The 21,712-nt window shown below is 68.9% G+C and carries 16 protein-coding genes; 7 read left to right on the top strand and 9 right to left on the bottom strand.

All coding sequences use genetic code 11. The features are described from left to right. Positions 1 to 44 precede the first annotated feature (44 nt). On the top strand, positions 45 to 491 hold the full coding sequence (gene gvpU, locus HV701_RS06975) for a gas vesicle accessory protein GvpU (RefSeq protein ID WP_175132343.1): 447 nt from the start codon (positions 45 to 47) through the stop codon (positions 489 to 491). Between the two features lie 66 nt (positions 492 to 557). On the opposite strand, the gene HV701_RS06970 is transcribed toward gvpU, so the two are convergent. Then, entirely contained in the window at positions 558 to 1,355 is a 798-nt protein-coding gene (locus tag HV701_RS06970; protein WP_175132342.1) for a hypothetical protein, read from the bottom strand. Positions 1,356 to 1,748: 393 nt separating this feature from the next. Between HV701_RS06970 and HV701_RS06965 the strand changes: the two genes are divergently transcribed. Next, positions 1,749 to 2,399: a response regulator gene (locus HV701_RS06965; RefSeq protein WP_175132341.1), complete on the top strand. Its 651-nt coding sequence runs from the start codon at positions 1,749 to 1,751 to the stop codon at positions 2,397 to 2,399. 42 nt (positions 2,400 to 2,441) lie between these two features. On the opposite strand, the gene HV701_RS06960 is transcribed toward HV701_RS06965, so the two are convergent. Further along, positions 2,442 to 4,685, bottom strand: coding sequence for a phosphocholine-specific phospholipase C (locus HV701_RS06960; RefSeq protein ID WP_175132340.1), 2,244 nt, complete (start codon positions 4,683 to 4,685; stop codon positions 2,442 to 2,444). A 350-nt stretch (positions 4,686 to 5,035) separates the two neighbouring features. Beyond that, complete coding sequence (locus HV701_RS06955; protein ID WP_175132339.1) at positions 5,036 to 6,013, bottom strand: bifunctional helix-turn-helix transcriptional regulator/GNAT family N-acetyltransferase; 978 nt, start codon at positions 6,011 to 6,013, stop codon at positions 5,036 to 5,038. A 71-nt stretch (positions 6,014 to 6,084) separates the two neighbouring features. Between HV701_RS06955 and HV701_RS06950 the strand changes: the two genes are divergently transcribed. Continuing rightward, on the top strand, positions 6,085 to 6,897 hold the full coding sequence (locus HV701_RS06950) for a metallophosphoesterase (RefSeq protein WP_175132338.1): 813 nt from the start codon (positions 6,085 to 6,087) through the stop codon (positions 6,895 to 6,897). 11 nt (positions 6,898 to 6,908) lie between these two features. Here HV701_RS06950 and HV701_RS06945 read toward each other — a convergent pair whose 3' ends face one another. The 3 genes from HV701_RS06945 to nirB are packed head-to-tail and all read right to left on the bottom strand — an operon-like array spanning position 6,909 to position 11,145. Beyond that, positions 6,909 to 8,177, bottom strand: a complete 1,269-nt coding sequence (locus HV701_RS06945; protein ID WP_175132337.1) for a nitrate- and nitrite sensing domain-containing protein — start codon at positions 8,175 to 8,177, stop codon at positions 6,909 to 6,911. Between the two features lie 11 nt (positions 8,178 to 8,188). After that, positions 8,189 to 8,593: a nitrite reductase small subunit NirD gene (nirD, locus tag HV701_RS06940; RefSeq protein WP_175132336.1), complete on the bottom strand. Its 405-nt coding sequence runs from the start codon at positions 8,591 to 8,593 to the stop codon at positions 8,189 to 8,191. Further along, positions 8,593 to 11,145: a nitrite reductase large subunit NirB gene (gene nirB, locus HV701_RS06935; protein ID WP_175132335.1), complete on the bottom strand. Its 2,553-nt coding sequence runs from the start codon at positions 11,143 to 11,145 to the stop codon at positions 8,593 to 8,595. Before nirB ends, nirD begins: the two co-directional genes overlap by 1 nt. Positions 11,146 to 11,553: 408 nt before the next feature. Here nirB and HV701_RS06930 point away from each other — a divergent pair, with 408 nt between their 5' ends. After that, a complete protein-coding gene (locus tag HV701_RS06930) occupies positions 11,554 to 15,774 on the top strand; it encodes a bifunctional nitrate reductase/sulfite reductase flavoprotein subunit alpha (protein ID WP_175132334.1) in 4,221 nt (1,406 codons plus the stop codon). Between the two features lie 67 nt (positions 15,775 to 15,841). On the opposite strand, the gene HV701_RS06925 is transcribed toward HV701_RS06930, so the two are convergent. Both HV701_RS06925 and dkgB read right to left on the bottom strand, forming a co-directional pair. Further along, positions 15,842 to 16,891: an NADP(H)-dependent aldo-keto reductase gene (locus HV701_RS06925; protein ID WP_175132333.1), complete on the bottom strand. Its 1,050-nt coding sequence runs from the start codon at positions 16,889 to 16,891 to the stop codon at positions 15,842 to 15,844. A 173-nt stretch (positions 16,892 to 17,064) separates the two neighbouring features. Next, a complete protein-coding gene (gene dkgB, locus HV701_RS06920) occupies positions 17,065 to 17,868 on the bottom strand; it encodes a 2,5-didehydrogluconate reductase DkgB (protein ID WP_175132332.1) in 804 nt (267 codons plus the stop codon). A gap of 100 nt (positions 17,869 to 17,968) precedes the next feature. Between dkgB and HV701_RS06915 the strand changes: the two genes are divergently transcribed. The 3 genes from HV701_RS06915 (at position 17,969) to HV701_RS06905 (ending at position 19,660) form a co-directional block, all read left to right on the top strand. Then, complete coding sequence (locus tag HV701_RS06915; protein WP_175132331.1) at positions 17,969 to 18,871, top strand: LysR substrate-binding domain-containing protein; 903 nt, start codon at positions 17,969 to 17,971, stop codon at positions 18,869 to 18,871. A gap of 73 nt (positions 18,872 to 18,944) precedes the next feature. Then, positions 18,945 to 19,304 carry a translation initiation factor Sui1 gene (locus tag HV701_RS06910; protein ID WP_175132330.1) on the top strand — a complete coding sequence of 120 codons (360 nt, stop codon included), beginning with the start codon at positions 18,945 to 18,947 and terminating at the stop codon, positions 19,302 to 19,304. A gap of 5 nt (positions 19,305 to 19,309) precedes the next feature. Then, on the top strand, positions 19,310 to 19,660 hold the full coding sequence (locus HV701_RS06905) for a DOPA 4,5-dioxygenase family protein (protein ID WP_175132329.1): 351 nt from the start codon (positions 19,310 to 19,312) through the stop codon (positions 19,658 to 19,660). 14 nt (positions 19,661 to 19,674) lie between these two features. On the opposite strand, the gene HV701_RS06900 is transcribed toward HV701_RS06905, so the two are convergent. Beyond that, complete coding sequence (locus tag HV701_RS06900; protein WP_175132328.1) at positions 19,675 to 21,519, bottom strand: methyl-accepting chemotaxis protein; 1,845 nt, start codon at positions 21,517 to 21,519, stop codon at positions 19,675 to 19,677. Positions 21,520 to 21,712 lie beyond the last annotated feature (193 nt).

Here is a 21,712-nt window from a genome sequence, read left to right as displayed (position 1 = left end):
AAGTATCTTGTGTCACCTTCACCTATTCCGGAGCATGCGCCGCCATGAGTCTCGAACCGACCCCCGCCGACCCCCAAACCCCTGCCCTGCCCATGCCGCCGGCCGACGTCTTCCTGCAATTCCTGGTGAACCTGGTGAACAACGGCGGCCAGCTCGAGAGCATCGGCGTGACGCTGCAAATGGGAGGCATGCTGGTATCGGGCTCGATCGTGTCCGGCGCCGAGTATTTCGACCGCTTCGCCGCGTCCTTCGCCGATTCCCTGTCCGACATGGACCCGCAAGCCCGGCAGTCGGTGCGCACCTCGCTGGCCGAATTGGGCGATGTCTTCCGGCTGCCGCAGCCGGCCGAGCCGCTGCCCAACTACATCCACCTGGACGATGCCCTGTTCTTCACCGCCGACGGCACGCCGATCGCGGGCCAGCCCACGCTGTGGCGCGGGCGCAGCAGCGCGGTCGATGGCTTCATCCTGGGCCGCCTGCAGTCCGAATGACCCGGCGGCCGTGGCGCGCCCGCGCCGCGGGAGGGTCACGCGCTGGCGCGTGCGCGGGGCCGCAGCCTAGCGCTCGGCCCAGCCCGATGGCGCGACACAGGCATTGAAACTACGCCAGGCCTGGCCGTCGGCGCGCAGCCAGACCTCCAGGCACTGCGCGCTGAGCGGCGCCGACAATGCCGTGCCCCGGAACAGCAGGCCCCTTTGCGGGCGCAGCCAAACGAAATCGTGGATGTCGTCAATGCCATCGGCCACCACCGCCAACCTGGCATCGGCGGCGTAGCCGAGCAGGCTGAGGAATCGCCGCTGCAAGGCACGATTGCCCCCCAAGCCCGACGGGACGCGGACCGTCAGGCCTTCGACGCGCAGGCTGCCGCCGGCCGCCGCCTTACCGCCTCCGCGGGCCGGCAGCAGGCGCGCGCGCAGGCCGGCCGGGAAGTCGTCATAAGCGGCCAACGCCTGCGCGTGCGGCGACAGATGGCGCAGCAAGGGCAGGTCGAAGACCAGCCGTTGGCCGGACAGGCGCGGCGAGGTGAGCGCGTCGGGCGCGCCAAAGCAGAGCAGCTCATGCGCCAGGCCGATATCCAGATCGGCGCACAAGCGTTGCGCCAGGCTGGCGCCGTCGGGCGCGGCCAGGGCGTGTTCGAAGGAGATATCGATGGGCGTGGTGAATTGCGCGGCGAACACCGCGGCGGCCCGCAGGCGGTTGCGCTGGGCGGTCAGGCCCGCGCTGCCGTTGCGCAACGGCATGAGACTGCCGGCCACCGCGTATTCGTGTACCCGGCCCTGCGCCGTGAACACCGGCTGGAAACGCAGGAACAGGGAGTTTTCGCGCGCAGGCCACGGCGGCACGGCATCATGCATGGCGGAGCCGTGCCACGGACGCCGGCCGGCGGCGGCGCGTGGAGGGAAACATCATGGAACCTCGTATCGGCGCGGGAGCGCCGCAATTCCGGCGGCGGCGCGGCACGCTGGAAGACTGGAGCGGGTAAGTCGACGATGATGCCAAACGGCAATGGGCGCCTGGACAAGAAAATTCTCAATTCATCCGCTCGACCGGACCGCTCCCGTAGCCGCGGGCGCCCTTTGCCGTCCGGAGCCGGCGTCCCTGTTTTTTAAGATTCTTCTTATGTCCGGCGTCTGCCGCGGCACCTACGATTTGGTCTTACGTCCGGCTGCGCAATATTCTGGTTCAGGGCCGGATCCTGGTGCAGAATGAGCCGTATGCCCAACCGGGCCCCACTGACTGCACCTCGCATGCAAAGACTCCGCATCGTCATCGCCGACGACCATCCGCTCGTATTGATGGCCATGACCGACCTGCTGCGCAAAGACCTGAGCTTCGACGTCGTCGCCACGCTGGGCGGCCCGACCGCGTTGGTCGAGCAGTTGGCGCGCGACCAGGCGGAGGTTGTCATTACCGACTACTCCATGCCCGGCGACGAGGTATACGGCGACGGCATCCGCCTGATCAAGTACCTGCTGCGCCACTATCCGGATACGCGCGTCGTCGTGCTGACCATGGTCTCGAACCCCATGATCATCTCGGCGCTGTACGACGCCGGCGTCGACGCGGTGGTGTTCAAGCACGACAACCTGGGCGAGATCGTCACCGCGCTGCACGCACTGCAACTGGGCCGCAAGTACTATCCCCCGGGCTTTCAGCGCGACGGCACGCTGGCGGCGCGCAGCAAATTCATCGGCGAACGCATCAACAGCCTGTCGCCCAAGGAATTCGAGGTGCTGCGGCATTTCATCCGCGGTGAATCGATGATGCAGGTGGCCGACAGCCTCAAACGCAGCGTCAAGACGGTCAGCGGCCAGAAGATCTCGGCCATGCGCAAGCTCAATGTGCAGACCGACCAGGAACTGGTGACGTTCTGCGTCGAGAGCGGCATGTTCCAGTAACGGATCGCCCGGCGCCGACCGCCTGGCCGGCGCCGGGCCGGCTCAGCGGCCGGCCACGCCCATGGCCGGATCGCTCACCGTGTGCGCGCCGGTTTCCACGCGGCCGGCGAAGCGGCGATAGAACGCCGGGTCGCTGGAGCAGGTGACGTCGAAGTCGTACCACTGGCCGCTGGCGGCCAGGTTCCAGTGGCGGCTGGCCTTGCCGCCGCCGGCCACCTCCAGCGCCACGGGCGCATCCTGCCGGTAGGCTTGCGGCGTGAGGGTGAAGGTGCAGGCATTGGCGCCGGTGTTGATGCACTCGGCGTAGACCTCGCCATTGGCGATGTCGTAGCAGACCCGGATCTCGGGCAGCGCGCCGCTGTCGGCGATGCGGTTGGTGTCGCCCTTGAAGTGGCGGTGGTAGCCATTGGGGCCAAGCACCCACAGGTCATACATGCCAAGGTTGTCCCGCAGCGCATCCCAGGTATCGGACAGCGTCTTGCCCGCCTCGACCGCGTAACGGCGCGGCAGGCGGTCCAGGTGATAGCGGTCGTAGACATGGAACACCGCGCCCTGGGCGCCGCTATTGGCGAACACCAGTTCCACCGTGCCCGTCGCGGCGCAGCGCGCGCTGGTGTGCAATTCGTAGGGCAAGGCGCGCGACGGCCGCGTGCCGCTGGCCTGCAGGGGCAGTTGCATGTCGGTGGGCAACGGCATCTGCGGCAACGCTTCCTGCGCGCTGCGCAACTGGTCCGCCGCCGCGCGCGTGGCGCGGCCCGCCAGGGTCGGCAGCGGCTCGGTGTTGGGGGTCTTGAAATTGAAGGCGCTGGTCAGGTCACCACAGACCGCGCGGCGAAATGGGCTGATATTGGGCTCGGCCACGCCGAAGCGCGCTTCCAGGAAGCGCAGCACCGAGGTGTGATCGAACACTTGCGAATTGACCCAGCCGCCGCGGCTCCAGGGCGAAATCACGAACATCGGCACGCGCGGGCCGGGACCGTAGACGCGGCCATCCTTGGTCGCCGGCTGGCTGGTGCTGCCGACGGGCGAAGCGTGCGTGAAATACTCGAATGCCATGTCGGCATCGGCCAGCGTGGTCATGCCGGCCAGCTGGCCGCCGGCGTCGCGCGACGGCGCGGAAGGCGAAGGCACGTGGTCGAAATAACCGTCGTTCTCGTCGAAGTTCACCAGCAGAACCGTCTTGCTCCAGACGTCGGGCACGGCGGTCAGCGCGTCCAGCACTTCCTGCAGGAACCAGGCGCCTTGCACCGGGCTCGACGGGCCCGGGTGTTCGCAGTAGATCGACGGCGCGTTCATCCAGCACACCTGGGGCAGCCGGCCTTCGCGGATATCGCGCTTGAAGGCGTCCAGGTAGTTCTCGGGCGCGGCGCCCGGCAAGGTGTTGGCGATGCCCTTGTAGAGCGGATTGGCGGCGTTGTCGGTGGCAGGGTCATAGGCCTTGTAGGGCAGCGCCTGGCCGGTGTTGGCGTACGGCACGCCGGGCTGGCCGCCGCTGGATACCGGATAGCCGGAATCCACGTTGGCCTGACGGAAGGTGCGGAAAGCGCCAAGCATGTTGTCGCCCCATTCATCCGGCATGTTCTGGTACGAAATCCAACTGACGCCGGCCTGCTCCAGCCGCTCGGCATACGTCATCCAGGTGTAGCCCTTGTCGACGTTGGCCGGCAGGCCGTCGATCCAGTCCCATTCGTTGTTGACGAAGGCGGTGTTGGTGGGCACGGCGCCGTTGGTGCCGGTCAGGTGGAACGAGCGATTGGCATCGGTGCCGGTATGCATCGAACAGTGATAGGCATCGCACAGGGTGAAGGCGTTGGCGAGAGCGAACTGGAACGGAATCTCGCGGTCCTTGAAGTAGCCCATCGAGATGTCGTTCTTGTGCGTGGGCCATTGCGCCATGCGGCCGCCGTCCCAGGCCTTCTGGCTGTCGTCCCAGCTGTGCGGCGTGCCGGCGGCGCGCTGCGCGTTGTGGGTGCTGCCATCGATATGGAACGGGGTCAGCACGGCGCCGTTGGCGCGCTGCTGCTGCCAGACCTTGCGGCCGTTGGCCAGCGGAATGGTGAAGCGGTCGCCAAAGCCGCGCACGCCCTTGAGCGTGCCGAAGTAATGGTCGAACGAGCGGTTCTCCTGCATCAGGATGATCACATGCTCGACGTCCTTGATGGTGCCGGTGGCGTTGTTGGCGGGAATCGCAAGGGCGCGGCGGATGCTCGGCGGAAAGGCGGCCAGCGCGGCGGCGGCGAAGCCGGCGCCGGTGGCGGTCTGGAGGAAATTGCGGCGGGAGGTCATCGGGGATACTCGGATTCGTTGAGGTCGGCGCAACCGCCGCTTACGGCGCGCAACGCAGCTGCGGCGCGGGCGGAGGGTGTTCGGCGGCCGGCGGCTGCGCGGGATCATCCGGGGAATCGTCGCCGCCACAGGCGGCGAGCGTAGCGGCGGCGAACAGGACCGCGGCAAGGGTTCTTGCAAGACTCGGGGAGGGCATGGGGAGGTTCTTTGGAAAGGGAAGGACCAGCCTTGCCGCGAAGGATCGGCAAGACCCCAGCGAGTCTAGGAACGCGAAGTGACAGCGCAATGAAAGACAGCGGGCCGCGGCGCGCGCGCGGCCTCAGTGTGTGTCCGGATGCGTCAACGGTGTGTCAACGGGCGCGGCGGCTGAAGCGCTGCTCGATCACCACGCCGCCCCACTGCGTGCCCTCGGCTTCCTGCGTCAGCACGAAGCCCGCGGACTCGTACAGATGGCGCGCGGCATCCAGGCCCTTGAAGGTCCACAGATACGTTTCGTCAATTTCCAGCGTATCGACGAAGGCCATGGCGCGCGCCAGCAACGCGCGCCCCACGCCCATGCCGCGCAACGATTCATCGACGATGAACCAGCGCAAGTGCGCCGTGCGCGCCGCCAGGTCGCTGTCGATGACGATGGAGGCCAGGGTGCGATTGCCGTCGGTGTAGCGCCACAGGTTCTTGCCGGGCGCGGGCAGGCTTTCGGCGAAGGCCGCCAGCCCCGTGGCCACCAGGCGCTCGAACACCACGCCGAAGCCGGCGGCCTGGGCGTAGTAGCGCGCGTGCAAGGCGGCCACGTCGCCGATACAGCCAGGCGCGTAGCCCTCCTGGATCTGCGCGTCGATCATATCGCTGGCCTGCGCGGCGCGGGTGTTGGGGTTTTCGCGCGACAAGGCGTCGGCATACAAGGACAGATAGCGCACCAGGATTTCCTGGTCGGGCGGCGCCAGCTGGCGCAACGCCCGCGAAACCTGCTCGGTGGCGAACTGGTCGATGCGGTTGCGCAGCGCGAGGCCGTCGGGCGTGAGCGACAGGCGCGACGCGCGCGCGTCGCCGCTGTCGCTTTCGCGCGCCACCAGGCCGGCCGCTTCGAGCTTGGCGACCTGGCGGCTGGTGTTGGACTTGTCCAGCCGCAGCACCAGGGCCAGGTCGCGCGCCTGGATACCGGGCTGCAGGCCGATCTCGATGATGGCGTGCACCGCCGACGGCGCCAGGTCGCTGCCGGCCAGGGATGGCCGCATGAAGCCCAGCTCGCGCACCAGTTTGCGCGAGAATTCCCGCAGGTCGCGGATGGTCTGTTCCCGGGATCGGGAAGGAAAGTCGATAAGATCCATGGTGTCGCGTCCTGAAGTTGCGGGTCGCAACCAATTTACTTGCGAATCGCAACCAACACAAGCCCTGGCCCATGAAAATTCAATTGCTGTCCGACCTGCACCTGGAATCCGATCCCACGTTCACCGCGCAGCCGGTGCCGGGCGCGGACCTGCTGGTGCTGGCCGGCGACATCGGCTCGTACCAGGCGCGCTCCCGGCTGACCACCGACGACTTCGGCCTGGGCCGCTACGCGCCGCGCAACGGCTGGCCGACGCCGGTGGTGTACGTGCCGGGCAACCATGAATACGACAACCTCGATTTCGACCAGACCCACGAGCGCCTGCAGGCGCTCTGCCACCAGTTGGAAATCCAGTGGCTGGAACGCGATACGCGGGTGATCGACGGCGTGCGCCTGGTGGGCACCACGCTGTGGACCGATTTCGACGCGCTGGCCGCGCCCGGCGACACGCTGACGCAAGTGCTGGCCAAGCGCGGCAAGGCTTTTCGCGCCGCCGACTTTTATCTGGAGAAAGCACAGATGCGGCGCCACGGCGCGGCCTTCATGGCCGAGCAGATGCGCGAACAGGGGCTGGCCTGTCAGGCCTGGCTGGAACAGGCGCTGCGCGTGCCGTTCGACGGCCCGACCCTGGCCATCACCCACTTCGCGCCGAGCCTGGCCAGCGCCGATCCGCGCTATGGCGTCACGGCGGGCACGGCGGGTTTCTGCAATGCACTGGACCACCTGCTGCCGCTGGCCGACCTGTGGATGCACGGCCACCTGCATTGCCCGCTCGATTACGTAAAGGATGGCTGCCGCGTGGTGGCCAATCCGCTGGGCTATGCCCGCAAGGGCGAGCAGGACGGCTTCCTGCCCGACGCGCTGTGGGAGGTGCCGGCCGCGTAACGCAGCGCCGCTCAGCGCGCGGCGGGCTCCAGTTCGGCCAGCACCTGCCGCGCGACCTCGTCGAGCGAACGCCGGTGGTCCATCGCCACGCGCTGCAATTGGTCGTGCGCGGCCTGTTCGCTCAGGCCGTGGCGGCTGACCAGCAGCCACTTGGCGCGCTCGATGCGGCGCCGCTCCTCCAGCGCGCCGCGAGCCAGCGCCAGCGCATCATCGGACTGGCGCAGGCGCTGCGCCTGCTCGCGCATCAGATCCAGGATGGAGCGCTCCATCGCTTCGCCCACGCCGTCCTGCGGCGGCACATCGAGAATGCGGCCCTGCAACTGGAACAGCATCGCCGGCGCCGCGTCGCTGGCGTGATCGGCAAAGCGGCTCAACAGTAGCCGGTGGTTGTCGAGTTCGGCGCGCGTCTCGACGATGCGGCGGTGGCATTGCAGCGTCAACGCCTCGGCCAGCAGGCTTTCGACCGCGCGCATGGCGTCGATGCGTTCGGTGCACAGGGCGAACCACAACTCGGCCAGGCCGGTGTCGACGCGCTCGGCGTCAGAGGTACGCAAGGCAATGTCGCGTAGCCGCTGCACCGGGGCGGCGCCCTGCTCCACCTGCTGCCAGGCCGCCAGCGCCTGCGGGTTGGCGTATTGGGCGAAGCTGTCGAAGCAACGCGCCTGCAGGTCCATCAGTTCGCGCACCCGGGCCTTCTGCGACTCGGTGAAGTAGCCGGCGGTATAGCCCGTGACGCCATAGGCACGCTCCTGGCCGCAGAGTTCCTTGCCTTGCATGAAATTCAGCAGGGCCACCAGCAGGCGCGTGACACCCGCGTCCAGCGAGGAATCGGCGGCCTCGAACACCAGCGCAAACAGGCTGGCGATGAGCCGCGTGAAAACCGCGCCCGCTTCCTCGGCCGCCACCCGCCGATCGCGGATGGCGCGGCGCGTGCGCGGCAGTTCGTCCAGCCGGTACAGGGCACACGCAACGCAATTGAGCAGGCGCGCCTTACCCGCGCTGCGGGTGGCGTCCGGTTCGAGCCGGTCGAGGAAGCGGCGCACCTCTTCCTCGACCGCGCAGGCATCGGAACTGAGGCCGGCCAGGGTCTGGCGCAACGTATCCTGGCCGCCCCGCAGGTACAGGTTGGACGAGCCGCGCTCTTTCTGCAGCACGTGCACCAGCTTGCTGACCAGGGTGGCCAGTTCGCAAGTGCCGGCCAGCGCCTCCAGCCCATGCAGTTCGCTGCGGCGGGCCGCCAGGAGGAAACGCAAGGTCGAAGGCATGGCGCGTGGCGACATCGCGGACATCCTCAACCCGCCGCCGGCGGCTGGACCTGCACCTTATCGCCGTGGAAACGCACCGGCCAGGCCCGCAGCGATTGTTCGGGATATTCGACACAGGCGCCGTCGCGCAGCCGGAAATGCTGCTTGTAGAGCGGCGAGGCCACCACCAGTTCGCCCGCCAGGTGGCCCACGATGCCGCGACCGATGACGTTAGCGCCCGATTTCGGATCGCGGTTGTCGAGAGCGTAGAGCGTGCCTTCAGCGGCGTCCGGCAGGTAGAACAGGGCCACCTGAAGACCGTCCACCAACGCCACCACGCCGGAATAGGCCACCAGGTCGTGGCGCGCGCAGGCGGGACGCCAGGCGGCAGGGGGCGCGGTGGCGGGCGTGTCGAGGACAGGCGGGGTGGCCAGGGCGGCATTCGGGCGCATCAGGCAAGCTCCTCGGCGATGGGAATCACGCGCGCGGCGGGCGCGGGCCGCGGCTGGCCCCGCTCCTGCACGAAGCGGATGTCCGGGTCCGCCGCCGCGCTGTTGACGAAAGTGCGGAAACGCTTGAGCTTTTCCGGATCGGACAGGGCATTGGCCCACTCGCATTCATAACGGTCCACCACCAGCTGCATCTGCGCCTCCAGCTCGGCGCCCAGCCCCAGGCTGTCGTCGATGACCACGGCTTTCAGGTAATCCAGGCCGCCTTCCAGCGACTCGCGCCAGACCGAGGTGCGCTGCAGCTTATCGGCGGTGCGGATGTAGAACATCAGCAGGCGATCGATATAGCGGATCAGCGTGGCGTCATCCAGATCCTGCGCGAACAGCTCGGCGTGGCGCGGCCGCATGCCGCCATTGCCGCACACGTACAGGTTCCAGCCGTTTTCGGTAGCGATGACGCCGATGTCCTTGCTCTGCGCCTCGGCGCATTCGCGGGTGCAGCCCGAGACCGCGAACTTGAGCTTGTGCGGCGCCCGCAGGCCCTTGTAGCGGTCTTCGATGCGCAGCGCCATGGCGACGCTGTCCTGCACGCCGTAGCGGCACCAGGTGCTGCCGACGCAGGACTTCACGGTGCGGGTGGACTTGCCGTAGGCGTGGCCGGTCTCGAAGCCGGCGGCGATCAGTTCGGCCCAGATGTCGGGCAGCTCGTGCAGCTGCGCGCCGAACAGGTCGATGCGCTGGCCGCCGGTGATCTTGGTGTAGAGCTTGTACTTCCTGGCCACGGCGCCGATCGCGATCAGGCCGTCGGGCGTGATCTCGCCGCCCGGGATGCGCGGCACCACCGAGTAGGTGCCGTTCTTCTGCATATTGGCCATGAAGGTGTCATTGGTGTCCTGCAGCGGCACCAGGTGCGGGTCCTGGATCGGCCGGTTCCAGCACGACGCCAGGATCGACGCCACCACCGGCTTGCACAGGTCGCAGCCGACCTGGCCGCGGCCGTGGCGCGCCAGCAGTTCCTCGAACGACTCGATGCCCTGCACCCGCACGATGGCGTAGAGCTCCTGGCGGGTATACGCGAAATGCTCGCACAGGCTTTTGTCGACCGCGATGCCGCGGCTGGCCAGTTCGTGTTCCACCACCTGCTTGAGCAGCGCGGCGCAGCCGCCGCAACCCGTGGCCGCCTTGGTGCAGGCCTTGACGCCGCCGACATCGGCGCAGCCGCCGTCCAGCGCCTCGCAGATGGCGGCCTTGCTGACGTTGTGGCATGAACAGATGGTGGCGGTGGCCGGCAACGCGTCGGCGCCCAGCGCGGGCGCGGCCTGGCCGGCGGGCAGGATCAGGCTGGCCGGGTCGGCCGGCGGTGCGATGCCGTTCTGCGCGTACTGCAGCAGCGTGTCGTAGTAGCGGTTGTCGCCCACCAGCACCGCGCCCAGCACGCGCTTGCCGTCGGCCGACACCACCAGGCGGCGGTACGAGGCGCCGGCCTCATCGATGTAGCGATAGCTGCGCGCGCCCGGCGTGGCGCCGTGGGCATCGCCGATCGATCCGACGTCCACCCCCAGCAGCTTGAGCTTGGTCGACATGTCGGCGCCAGCGAACGGCGCGCTTTCCTGGCCACAGAGGTCGGCGGCGGCCACCCGCGCCATCTGGTAGCCGGGCGCGACCAGCCCGAAGATGGCGCCGTCGAACGCGGCGCACTCGCCGATCGCGTAGATCGATGCATCGCTGCTGCGGCAATGGCCATCGACAGCGACGCCGCCGCGCTCGGCCACGGTCAGTCCCGCCTGGCGCGCCAGGCCGTCGCGCGGGCGGATGCCTGCCGAGAACACGACCAGATCGGTCTCCAGCGGCGCGCCCTCGGCGAAGCGCATGCGGTAGCGGTACTGCGTGCCGTCCTTGATTTCCTGCGTGGCGCGCGCCACGTGCACGCCCACGCCCAGCGCTTCGATGCGCGCCTTGAGCGCGGCGCCGCCGGCCTCGTCCAATTGCACCGGCATCAGGCGCGGCGCGAACTCGACCACGTGCGCTTCCAGCCCGAGCGACTTGAGCGCGTTGGCGGCCTCCAGGCCCAGCAGCCCGCCGCCGACCACCACACCGCGCCGGGCGCCGTCGGCGGCCGCGCGGATCTGGTCCAGATCATCCAGCGTGCGGTACACCAGGCGCGACGCGCCTTCGGCGCCGGCGATCGGCGGCACGAAGGGATAGGAGCCGGTGGCCAGCACCAGCTTGTCGTAACCATGGCTGCCGTCCGCCGTCACCACCTGCCGCGCCTGGCGGTCGATGCGCAGCACCGGCGTGCCCAGCCGCAACGTCAGGCCCGGCCGTTCATAGAACGCGGCCTCGCTCATGGCCATCGATTCGGCGTCGCGCCCGCCGATGTACTCGGACAGGTGTACGCGATCGTAGGCCCGCCGGGTCTCTTCGCCGAGCACCAGGATGCGGTAGCGCGCCAGCGCGCCGCGCTCGATCAGTTGCTCGACGCAGTGATGGCCGACCATGCCGTTGCCGATGACGATCAGGGTCTGCATGGGAGTCGTGGAGGTCGCTGTATTCATGGGTCCATCCAGGCGGAGCCGTTCGGTTTCCAAAAAGACAAACGGCGCCCGGGACTGTTGGGTCCGGGCGCCGTTGCCTGCAATGCTTGCGTTGTCTGGCCGGACACGGGCCCGGTATGGCAATCAAAGCAATAAGCGTGCCATCCCGGCGGCGCCCGCGCGGCGCCGCGCCGCCACCCCCGCCGCGCACCCAAACGGTTCCGCGCCGCACCAACCCGGTGCGGCCGCGCACCACCGCGCACGCCGCCGCTCCCCATGCCCCGCTGCCCGCCCGTGGCAAGCGATTGGCATGGAACTTGCATCGACGGGGTATCGACCCGGCGCTGCCGGGAAACCAGGGCAATGGCGCCCTGCCCGCCCGGCCCGCTGGCCGCGCAGGCAGGGCGCCTTTCTTTTTTGGAGCCGAGCATGAGCGGCACCCCGCGCACCGTCGACACCGTCTGCCCCTACTGTGGCGTGGGCTGCGGCATGACCCTGCACGTGGAACGGGAGCAGGTGGTGAAAATCACCGGCAACCGCGACCATCCCAGCAACTTCGGCCGCCTGTGCACCAAGGGGTCCTCGGCCCACATCGCCCTGCGCCAGTCGGGCCGGCTGGAACACGCCTACGTGCGCGCCCGCCGTGGACAGGATCTGGCGCCGCGGCCGATGGCGGACACCCTGCGCGACACCGCCACGCGGTTGCGCGCCATCATCGATGCGCATGGCCCAGACGCGGTGTCGCTGTACGTGTCGGGACAGATGTCGATCGAGGCCCAATACCTGGCCAACAAACTGGCCAAGGGCTTCATCGGCACCAACAACATCGAATCGAATTCGCGCCTGTGCATGGCCAGCGCCAGCAGCGGCTACAAACTGTCGCTGGGCGCCGACGGGCCGCCTGGATCTTACGAGGACATCGACCGCGCCGATCTGTTCCTGGTGATCGGCGCCAACATGGCGGATTGCCATCCGATCCTGTACCTGCGCATGATGGAACGGGTCAAGGCCGGCGCGCGCCTGATCGTGGTCGACCCGCGCCGCACCACCACCGCCGAGAAAGCGCATTTGCACCTGGCGATCCGTCCGGGCACCGACCTGGCGCTGCTCAATGGCCTGCTGCACCTGCTGCACGCGGCGGGCAAGACCGATGCGGCCTTCATCGCCACCCACACCGACGGCTGGGAGGCGATGCCGGACTTCCTGCGCGACTATGCGCCCGAGCGGGTCGAGACGCTGACCGGTATTCCCGCCGCGCAATTGCGCCACGCCGCCGACTGGATCGGCGCGGCGCCCGAATGGATGAGCTGCTGGACCATGGGGCTGAACCAGAGCACCCACGGCACCTGGAATACCAACGCGCTGTGCAACCTGCACCTGGCCACCGGCCGCATCTGCCGGCCCGGCAGCGGGCCGTTCTCGCTGACCGGCCAGCCCAACGCCATGGGCGGGCGCGAGATGGGCTACATGGGCGCCGGCCTGCCGGGCCAGCGCAGCGTGCTGTCGGCCTCGGATCGCGCCTTTGTCGAGGCACGCTGGGGCGTGCCCGCCGGCACGCTGCCTACGCGGCTCGGGCAAGGCACCATCGACCTGTTCCAACGCATGGCCGCGGGCGAGGTCAAGGCCTGCTGGATCATCTGCACCAACCCGGTGGCCAGCGTGGCCAACCGCGCCAACATCGTGGCCGGGCTGCGGGCGGCGGAACTGGTGATCGCGCAGGACGCCTACCTGGATACCGAGACCAACCGCTACGCCGACATCCTGCTGCCCGGCGCGCTGTGGGCCGAGGCCGAGGGCGTGATGATCAATTCCGAACGCACCCTGACGCTGATGCCGCAAGCCGTGCCGCCGCCCGGCGACGCCCTGCCCGACTGGCGCATCATCGCCACCGTGGCCTGCGAGATGGGCTACGGCCACGCGTTCCAGTACGCCAGCGCGGCCGAGGTGTTCGATGAGATCGCCGGCTTCTCCAACCCCGCCACCGGCTACGACCTGCGCGGCGCCAGCCATGCGCGGCTGCGCGAGACGCCGCTGCAATGGCCCTGCGCGCGCGCCGACGGCCCGGAGCGCAATCCGATCCGCTATCTCAACGACGGCATCAGCCAGCCATCGCTCCTGGCGGACGACGGCGCCCGCCCGCGCCTGGTGTTCGCCACCGCCAACGGTCGCGCGCAGTTCCATGCGCGGCCGCACGGGGATCCGGCCGAGCTGCCCGATGCCGACTACCCCATGGTGCTCAACACGGGGCGGCTGCAGCATCAGTGGCATACGCTGACCAAGACCGGCAAGGTGCCGATGCTGAACAAGCTCAATCCCGCGCCGTTCGTGGAGATCCACCCCGACGACGCGGCCACGCTCGGCGTCGGCGCCGGCGACAGCGTCGAGATCCGCTCGCGCCGCGGCCGCGCGGTGTTGCCCGCCGTCGTCACCGACCGGGTGCGGCCCGGCAACTGCTTCGCGCCCATGCACTGGAACGACGTGTATGGCGATGAACTCTGCATCAACGCCGTCACCAGCGACGCCATCGATCCGCTATCGCAACAGCCGGAGCTGAAGTTCTGCGCGGTTGCGCTGTGCCGCGTGCAGGCGCCTGTGACGGCCGCCCCCTTGCCCGCCGACACGGCCCCGCTGCCGGTCGCCGCATTGGCTGGCGCGACAGCGCCGGCCGAGGCCATGGCCGCCGTGCTGGGCCTGGCGGGCGGCGAGCCGCCCGCGCTGGATACGCGCCAACGCCATTACCTGTCGGGCTTTCTTGGCGGCTTGCGGCAGGCCGGCGGCGCGTCCGGCGTACCCGAACTGCCCGTCCATGCGCCTTTCGACGACGCCACCCGCCTGTGGTTGAACGGCCCGCTGCATGGCCTTTACAGCCGCGCGCCGATGCACGCCGCGTCGGCGATCACCGCGGCCGCCGGCTCCGAGGAAAGCGCCGTCCGCATCATCGGCCCGCGTCCGCGCGTGACACTGCTGTGGGCCTCGCAGACCGGCAATGCCGAGTCGCTGGTGGAACGCAGCGCCAGCGCGCTGGCCGCGGCCGGATTCGAATTGCGCACCGCCTGCATGGCCGACCGTGCGCTCGATGCCCTGGCTCGCGCGCAGTACCTGCTGCTGATCACCAGCACCTTCGGCGATGGCGACGCGCCGGACAACGGCCAGGACCTGTGGCGCGCCCTGTCGGCCGCCGATGCGCCGCGGCTGGCGTCGCTGCGCTATGCGGTGCTGGCGCTGGGCGACAGCAACTATGACGCTTTCTGCGGCCACGGTCGCCGGCTCGACCAGCGGCTGGCGCAACTGGGCGCGCAGCCCTTGTTGGCGCGGGTCGATTGCGGTACGGACTACGAAGCGCTGGCCGACGCCTGGCTGGAAAGCGTCATCGCCGCCATCCATGCGGCCGAGGCGGAACAACATGGCCATCCGGCCGGTGGCCGGATGCCGGACGACATCGCGGCGGCGCTGGCGGCCGACACCCCGTCCCCCGTGGTGGTCGGCCTCGCGCCGCCCGAGCCGCTCGCCCCGCCGGCCGGTGCGCGCCCCGCGCCCCCGTCCCGGACGCGGCCGGCCCCCGCGCGCCTGATCGGCAACCAGCGGCTGAACGCCAGCGGCGACAAGGACACGCGCGCGCTGGCGCTGGACATCGCCGGCACGGGACTGGACTACGAGGCCGGCGACGCCCTGGGCGTATGGCCGGTGAACTGTCCCGAGCTGGTGGAGGAACTGCTGGCGCAGACCGGCCTGTCGGGCGATGCCGTGGCCAGCGTGCCGGGCGTCGGCGACATGCCGCTGGCCCGGGCGCTGTCCGCGCATTACGAAATCGCGCGCCCCGCGCCCGCCACGCTGGCGCTGATCGCGGAACACGCGTGCGACTCCGGCCTGCGACAGTTGCTGGCCGAGGAGCGCCGCGCCGACCTGCGGCAATGGCTGTGGGGCAAGCAGCTGGCCGATGTGCTGCACGCGTTCCCCGTGGCGCTGCCCGCACAGGCCTGGCTGGACGCGCTCAAGCGCATGCAGCCGCGCCTCTACTCCATTGCCTCCAGCCCCAAAGCGCATCCCGACGCGGTCCACCTGACGGTTTCCGCCGTGCGCTACGACAACGGCAGACGGCAACGCAAGGGCGTCTCGTCAACATTCCTGGCCGACCGCGCCGGCGAGGCCGACGTGCCTGTCTTCGTGCAGCAAGCCAGCCATTTCCGTCCGCCGCGTCAGGGCGACACGCCGATGATCATGGTGGGCCCCGGCACCGGCGTGGCGCCGTTCCGCGCCTTCCTGCAGGAACGGCGGGCGCGCGGCGACCGCGGCCGCAACTGGCTGTTTTTCGGCGAACGGCACGCGGCCAGCGATTTCTACTATCGCGACGAACTGCAGGCGCTGCGCGACGACGGCCTGCTGACGCGGCTGGACCTGGCGTTCTCGCGCGATCAGGCCGCCAAGGTGTATGTGCAGGATCGCATGCGCGAACAAGGCGCGCGGCTATGGGCGTGGCTGGCGGATGGCGCGCATTTTTACGTCTGCGGCGATGCCGGCCGCATGGCGCGGGATGTGGACGCCATGCTCAGGCAGGTGGTGGCGGAACACGGCGGCATGGATGCCGATGCGGCGGCCGCCTACGTGGCGCGCATGGCCGCCGACAAGCGCTATGTGCGCGATGTGTACTGAGCGGCGCGAGCGCAAGACAGGCGCGGCCGCCAGGCGGGCCGGATGGACCGCCTGGCATCGGCGGCGCTCAGGGCGCCGGGTTCGGGTGGCGCGCGTGGATCTGCTCGATGGCCTGCAGCACGTCTGCCGGCAGTTCGACGTCGACGCTGTCGATGTTTTCCTTCAACTGCTGCAGATTGGTCGCGCCGATCAGGTTGCTGGTGACGAACGGGCGCTGGTTGACCCAGGCCAGCGCCAGGTGGGTCGGCGAGATGCCGTGCTGGCGCGCCAGTTCGACGTACGCGCGGGTGGCGGCTTCGGCCTGCGGGTTGCTGTAACGGGTGAAGCGCGTGTACAGCGTCAGGCGGGCATTAGCCGGGCGGGCGCCGTCGAGGTACTTGCCGCAAAGCATGCCCATGGCCAGCGGCGAATAGGCCAGCAGTCCCACGCCTTCGTGGTGGGTGAATTCCGACAGGCCGATCTCGTAGACACGGTTCAGCAGGCTGTAGGCGTTCTGGATCGAGGCGATGCGCGGCAGGCCGAGGTTGTCGGAAGCCTTCAGGAACTGCGCCACGCCCCAGGGCGTTTCGTTGGAGACGCCGACGTGGCGCACCTTGCCGGCGCGCACGAAGTCCTGCAGCACCGACAGGGTTTCCTCGATGGGCACGGTGTGCTCGTCCTTGACCCACGGATACGACAGCTGGCCGAAGGTGGCCGTGGTGCGGTCGGGCCAGTGCAACTGGTACAGGTCCAGGTAATCGGTCTGCAGGCGCTTGAGGCTGGCGTCCAGCGCCTCGGTCAGGTTTTTGCGGTCCAGGAAGGTCTTGCCGTCGCGGATGTGGCCGGGGCGCTTGGGGTCGCGCACCGGACCGGCCACCTTGCTGGCCAGCACGATGTCGTGGCGGCGCTTGCCGCGCGCCAGCCAGGTGCCGATATAGGTTTCGGTCAGGCCCTGGGTTTCGGCCTTGGGCGGCACCGGATACATTTCGGCCACGTCGACCAGGTTGACGCCGCGCTCCAGCGCGTAGTCCAACTGCTGGTGGGCCTCGGCCTCGGTGTTCTGCTCGCCCCAGGTCATGGTGCCCAGGCCGATCAGGCTGACGTCCAGGTCGGTACGGCCGAGTTTGCGGTATTTCAAGTTCTGCTCCGTGCGGAATCTCTGAAGGAAGCAATTACCTTACCGCAACTCGGTTGGCGTTTTGCTGACGGGGCCGCGCGGTTGGCCCACGCCGTGGACAGCCTGCCCCGTTCAAGCCGCGCCGGCCCGGTTTCGCCCCCAGGGCCGGGCGCCGCTGACGCCGAGCCCCTGTCTCAGTCCCAGGCCGCCGCCAGGCCCGCCGGGTCGACCTCGCGGCCATTGCGTTCGAGCGCGGCGATCTGCGCCATATCGGCCTCGGTCAGGCGCAGGTCGCGGGCCAGCAGGTTGCTCGCCAGGTTCTCGCGCCTGGTCGACGACGGAATCACGGCGAAGCCGCGCAGCAGCGCCCAGGCCAGGGCCACCTGCGCCGGCGTGGCGGCATGGCGCTGCGCGATCTGGCCGATCACCGGGTCCTTGAGCACCTTGCCGTAGGCCAGCGTCATGTAGGAGGTGACGGGAATGCCCTGCTCATTCAGGAAGTCCACCAGCTTCGCGTTCTGCAGATACGGGCTCAACTCGATCTGATTGGTAGCGATCGCATCCTTGCCAACGGCGGCGATGGCCTCGCGGGTTTCGGCGATGGGGAAATTGGAAATGCCGATCCGGCGCGTCAGGCCCTGTTCGCGCGCGTCCATCAAACCGGCCATCATCTCGGCGATGGCAACGCCGTTGCCGGGCGCGGGCCAGTGGATCAGGGTCAGGTCGACGTAGTCGGTGCGCAACTTGGCCAGGCTGTCCTTCAGGCTCGGCGCGAGTCTGGCGCGGCCGTAGTTCGGCACCCAGATCTTGGTGGTCAGGAACAGCTCGCCGCGGGCGACGCCGCTGGCCTCGATGGCCTGGCCGACCTCGGCCTCGTTTTCATAGATCTGCGCGGTGTCGACGGCGCGGTAGCCGACCGCCAGCGCGTTGCGCACGGAATCGATGACGACCTGGCCCTGCAGGCGGAACGTGCCGACGCCAAAAGACGGAATGCTCATGTAAAACTCGCGGAAAGTGTTGGAATGCGCTCAGTGTGCCCGCGCAATACTTGCGGAATAAGCCCTATATTGGCGAAATACTTTTGATATGACGTCAAAGATGAAGACAACCCTCGACGAAATGCAGGTGTTCATCGCCATCGTGGACTGCGGCTCGATCACCGCCGCCGCCGATGCGCTGCAGCAGACCATTTCCGCCACCAGCCGCACCATGACGCGGCTGGAGGAAAAGCTGCAGACCACGCTGATGCGCCGCACCACCCGGCGGCTGGAACTGACCGAGGAAGGCAGCGCCTACCTGGAGCAGGCCCGCAAGATCATCGCCGCGGTCGAAGAGACCGAGGAACAGATGCGCGCGCGCCGCAACCAGCCAGCCGGACGCCTGCGGGTCGACGCCGCCTCGCCCTTCATGCTGCATGTGATCGTGCCGCTGGTGCCGGGCTACCGCCAGCGCTATCCCAAGGTCGAACTGGAGTTGAACAGCAACGAAGGCAACATCGACCTGCTGGAGCGCCGCACTGATCTGGCGCTGCGCATCGGCAACCTGAAGGACTCGTCGCTGCATGCCGTGCCGATCGGCCGCAGCCGCGTGCGGGTGCTGGCCAGCCCCGGCTACCTGGCGGCGCACGGCACGCCGCGGCGCGTGGCCGACCTGAGCGCACACACCCTGCTGGGATTCTCGCAGCTGGAATCGCTGAACGAATGGCCGCTGGCGGACGCCGATGGCCAGCCGCTGCACATCCAGCCGGCGCTGCGCGCGTTCAACGGCGAGACCCTGCGGCAACTGGCGCTGAATGACGCCGGCATCGTCTGCCTGTCGGACTTCATGACGCGCGCCGACCGCCAGTCCGGCGCCCTGCGCCAGCTGTTCCCGCGCCAGACGCTGGACGTGCGCCAGCCGGTCAATGCGGTGTACTACCGCAACACCGCGATCTCGTCGCGCATCAAGTCGTTCATCGACTACCTGGTCGAGGCGCTGGGGCCGCGCGGTTTCGACGAATGAACAAGCACCGGCAAGAGGCGCGGCGGCCGCTGCGGCATAATGGCTGCCTGAACCGCAACACCCCGCAATCCCCATGAAAAGCAGCTCCCGAGGCGGGCTCGTCTATTCCACCGACGGTGGCCAGATGTGCCCGCAATGCCGCCAACCGCTCGCCGCTTGCCAATGCAAGGTGGCGGCACGGCCCATGCCGCCCGCCGGCGCCACGCGCGTCTCGCGCGAAACCAAGGGGCGCGGCGGCAAGGCCGTGACCGTGGTCAAGGGGCTGCCGCTGGACGACGACGCGCTGGCCGCGCTGGGCAAGCAGTTGCGCACCGCCTGCGGCTCCGGCGGCACCGTCAAGGACGGCGTCATCGAAGTGCAGGGCGATCACTGCGACCGCATCCTGGCCGCGCTCGAAAAACTCGGCTATCGCGCCAAGCGCGCCGGAGGTTGACCGCCATGATCCTGGACCCCGCCAGCGTCGACAGCTGGCACGCCCACGTCTATTTCAACGCCGACAGCCGCGATGCGGCCTGGGCGCTGCGCGACCGGATCATCGCCGCGTTCGGCGACAGCCTCCAGATGGGCCGCTTTCACGAACGTCCGGTCGGCCCGCATCCGCAATGGAGCTACCAGCTCGCCTTCGCGCCAGCCGCGCTGCCGCGCGTGCTCACCTGGCTGACGCTGAACCATGGCGCGCTGGACGTGTTCCTGCATCCCAATACCGGCGAATCGCTGCGTGACCACCGCGACTGCGCGGTATGGATCGGCCACAGCCACGCGCTCAACCTGGCCGCGCTGGGGGGCTGACGCCCCCTTCCCGCTCAGGCTGCCAGCGCGACCCTGGCCGGGGCAACCGCCAGCGCGTCTTCCCGCAGTTTGAACAGCGCCACCGTGCCCGCCAGCACGCCGGCCTGGTCGCTCAGCATGGCCGAGGCCGCGGCCGACTGCTCCACCAGGGCGGCATTCTGCTGCGTGGCCTGGTCCATCTCGGAAACGCTGCGGTCGATCTGGCTGATGCCCACGCTCTGCTCGGCCATGGCCCCGTGGATTTCGCTGACGAGCTTCTGCACGCGCGATACGCCTTCGACGATTTCCTGCATCGTCGAACCCGCGGCCTGCACCCGTTCGGCGCCGCTGCGCACGTTCTGCACCGACGCCTGGATCAGCGTACGGATTTCCTGTGCCGAGGCGGCGCTGCGCTGCGCCAGCGTGCGCACCTCGCCGGCCACCACGGCGAAGCCGCGGCCCTGCTCGCCGGCGCGTGCCGCTTCCACCGCCGCGTTCAGCGCCAGGATGTTGGTCTGGAAGGCGATGCCGTCGATGACGCTGATGATTTCGGTGATGCGTTCGGACGACTGCGCGATCGCGCCCATGGTGCTCACGGCATCGGTCACCACCTGGCCGCCGCGCTCGGCCGCCTGGCTGGCTTCGGTGGCCAGGCGGGTAGCGTGCTCGGCGGCTTCCTCGGTCTGGCGCACGCTGGAAGTCAGCTCGGTCAGCGCCGACGAGGTTTCCTGCAGCGAGCCGGCCGAGATCTCGGTGCGCTGCGACAGGTCGCGGTTGCCCATTTCGATCTCGCGCGTGGCCGAGGTCATGGAATGCACGCCGCTGCGCACGTCCAGCATGACATCGCTGATCTTGTCGACAAACGCATTGAACGACGACGAAATCTGCGCCACTTCATCGTGGCCCACTACCGCCAGCCGCTGCGTCATGTCGCCGTTGCCCGAACCGATGGTGTCCATGGCGTCGCGCACCGCCGACAGGCGCTTGAACGCGCGCGAGGTGACCACGCTGGCCAGCAACACCGCGACCAGCGTCAGCACCACCATCGAAACCAGCGTGGCGTTGAACACCTGCGACAGGCCGGCGGTGGCCTCGGCCTGATCCAGCGCGATCACCAGGAACCAGTCGGTGCCCGGCACGCGGCGCGCCTTGAGCAGCTTGGGCACGCCGCCCAGCGTCAGCGCAACCGGCGCGGCGCCATCGCGCGCCATGTCGGCCAGCACCGCCGGCGTGAGGCCGGCGGCCACCTCGGTCGACGGTTTGAGCGCCAGCTTGTCGTCGACGTGCGAGATCACCTGGCCGTCGCTGGCCAACACGAACGCGGTGCTGGAAGGCGTGGGGCGGATGGCCTTGATGATGTCCTTGATGCCGTCCAGCGCCACCGCGCCGCTGACCACGCCGGTGGTCTGGCCGTCGCGCACGATCGGCGCGGTGAAGGCCACGTACGGCTTGCCGGTGCCCGAATCGCCATAGGGCTTGGTCACGGTCAGCTTGCCGGCCGCCACCGCGCTCTTGTACCAGGGGCGCGCGGTGGGGTCGTAGCCGGCGGGAGTTTGCGCGGTCGAGAAAAAGCTCTTGTCGCTCCAGCCAATGCTGGTGATGGGAAAGCCGTTGGTTTCGCCCATGAGCCGGGTCAGGCCGCGCGGATCGCCTTTCTCGACCACCGCCGCGGTCGCGGCAACCGCCTGGGCCTTGTCGGCCGACCAACGGTCAATAGCGCTGGCGTTGCCGGAAGCGATGGCGTCGAGGTCGGCGGAGATGGTTGCCATCATGTTGTCGCGCACAATGTGGTAGATGCCGATGCCCGAGAGCACCAGCGCGCCGATAACGGTGAAACAGGTGATCAACAGGATCCGGTTGCGCAACGAGGTGATTTTCATGCTTGTCTTCTTACTGCAGCTGCCCATGCCGGAGGGCACGGGTATCCAGGTACGCGGCGCACGGTGGCGTCCACGCCACCCTGGCTTACGGCAATACGGCAAGGGACTTTAGGGCCTGGACACGACCACGGCCCGCGCCCGCCCAAGGGATGTGGCGTTGTCATGCCGGCAAGGCATAATGGGGAACAATTCC

This window comes from Achromobacter pulmonis (assembly GCF_902859765.1).
GTDB lineage: Bacteria > Pseudomonadota > Gammaproteobacteria > Burkholderiales > Burkholderiaceae_B > Achromobacter > Achromobacter pulmonis.
This window is presented reverse-complemented; position numbering and strand designations above follow the sequence as displayed.

Bases quoted from the DNA above. Each gene is read 5' to 3' on its own strand.
- gvpU (WP_175132343.1), top strand. From the start codon at position 45: ATGAGTCTCGAACCGACCCCCGCCGACCCCCAAACCCCTGCCCTGCCC.
- HV701_RS06970 (WP_175132342.1), bottom strand. From the start codon at position 1,355: ATGCATGATGCCGTGCCGCCGTGGCCTGCGCGCGAAAACTCCCTGTTC.
- HV701_RS06965 (WP_175132341.1), top strand. From the start codon at position 1,749: ATGCAAAGACTCCGCATCGTCATCGCCGACGACCATCCGCTCGTATTG.
- HV701_RS06960 (WP_175132340.1), bottom strand. From the start codon at position 4,685: ATGACCTCCCGCCGCAATTTCCTCCAGACCGCCACCGGCGCCGGCTTC.
- HV701_RS06955 (WP_175132339.1), bottom strand. From the start codon at position 6,013: ATGGATCTTATCGACTTTCCTTCCCGATCCCGGGAACAGACCATCCGC.
- HV701_RS06950 (WP_175132338.1), top strand. From the start codon at position 6,085: ATGAAAATTCAATTGCTGTCCGACCTGCACCTGGAATCCGATCCCACG.
- HV701_RS06945 (WP_175132337.1), bottom strand. From the start codon at position 8,177: ATGTCGCCACGCGCCATGCCTTCGACCTTGCGTTTCCTCCTGGCGGCC.
- nirD (WP_175132336.1), bottom strand. From the start codon at position 8,593: ATGCGCCCGAATGCCGCCCTGGCCACCCCGCCTGTCCTCGACACGCCC.
- nirB (WP_175132335.1), bottom strand. From the start codon at position 11,145: ATGAATACAGCGACCTCCACGACTCCCATGCAGACCCTGATCGTCATC.
- HV701_RS06930 (WP_175132334.1), top strand. From the start codon at position 11,554: ATGAGCGGCACCCCGCGCACCGTCGACACCGTCTGCCCCTACTGTGGC.
- dkgB (WP_175132332.1), bottom strand. From the start codon at position 17,868: ATGAGCATTCCGTCTTTTGGCGTCGGCACGTTCCGCCTGCAGGGCCAG.
- HV701_RS06915 (WP_175132331.1), top strand. From the start codon at position 17,969: ATGAAGACAACCCTCGACGAAATGCAGGTGTTCATCGCCATCGTGGAC.
- HV701_RS06910 (WP_175132330.1), top strand. From the start codon at position 18,945: ATGAAAAGCAGCTCCCGAGGCGGGCTCGTCTATTCCACCGACGGTGGC.
- HV701_RS06905 (WP_175132329.1), top strand. From the start codon at position 19,310: ATGATCCTGGACCCCGCCAGCGTCGACAGCTGGCACGCCCACGTCTAT.
- HV701_RS06900 (WP_175132328.1), bottom strand. From the start codon at position 21,519: ATGAAAATCACCTCGTTGCGCAACCGGATCCTGTTGATCACCTGTTTC.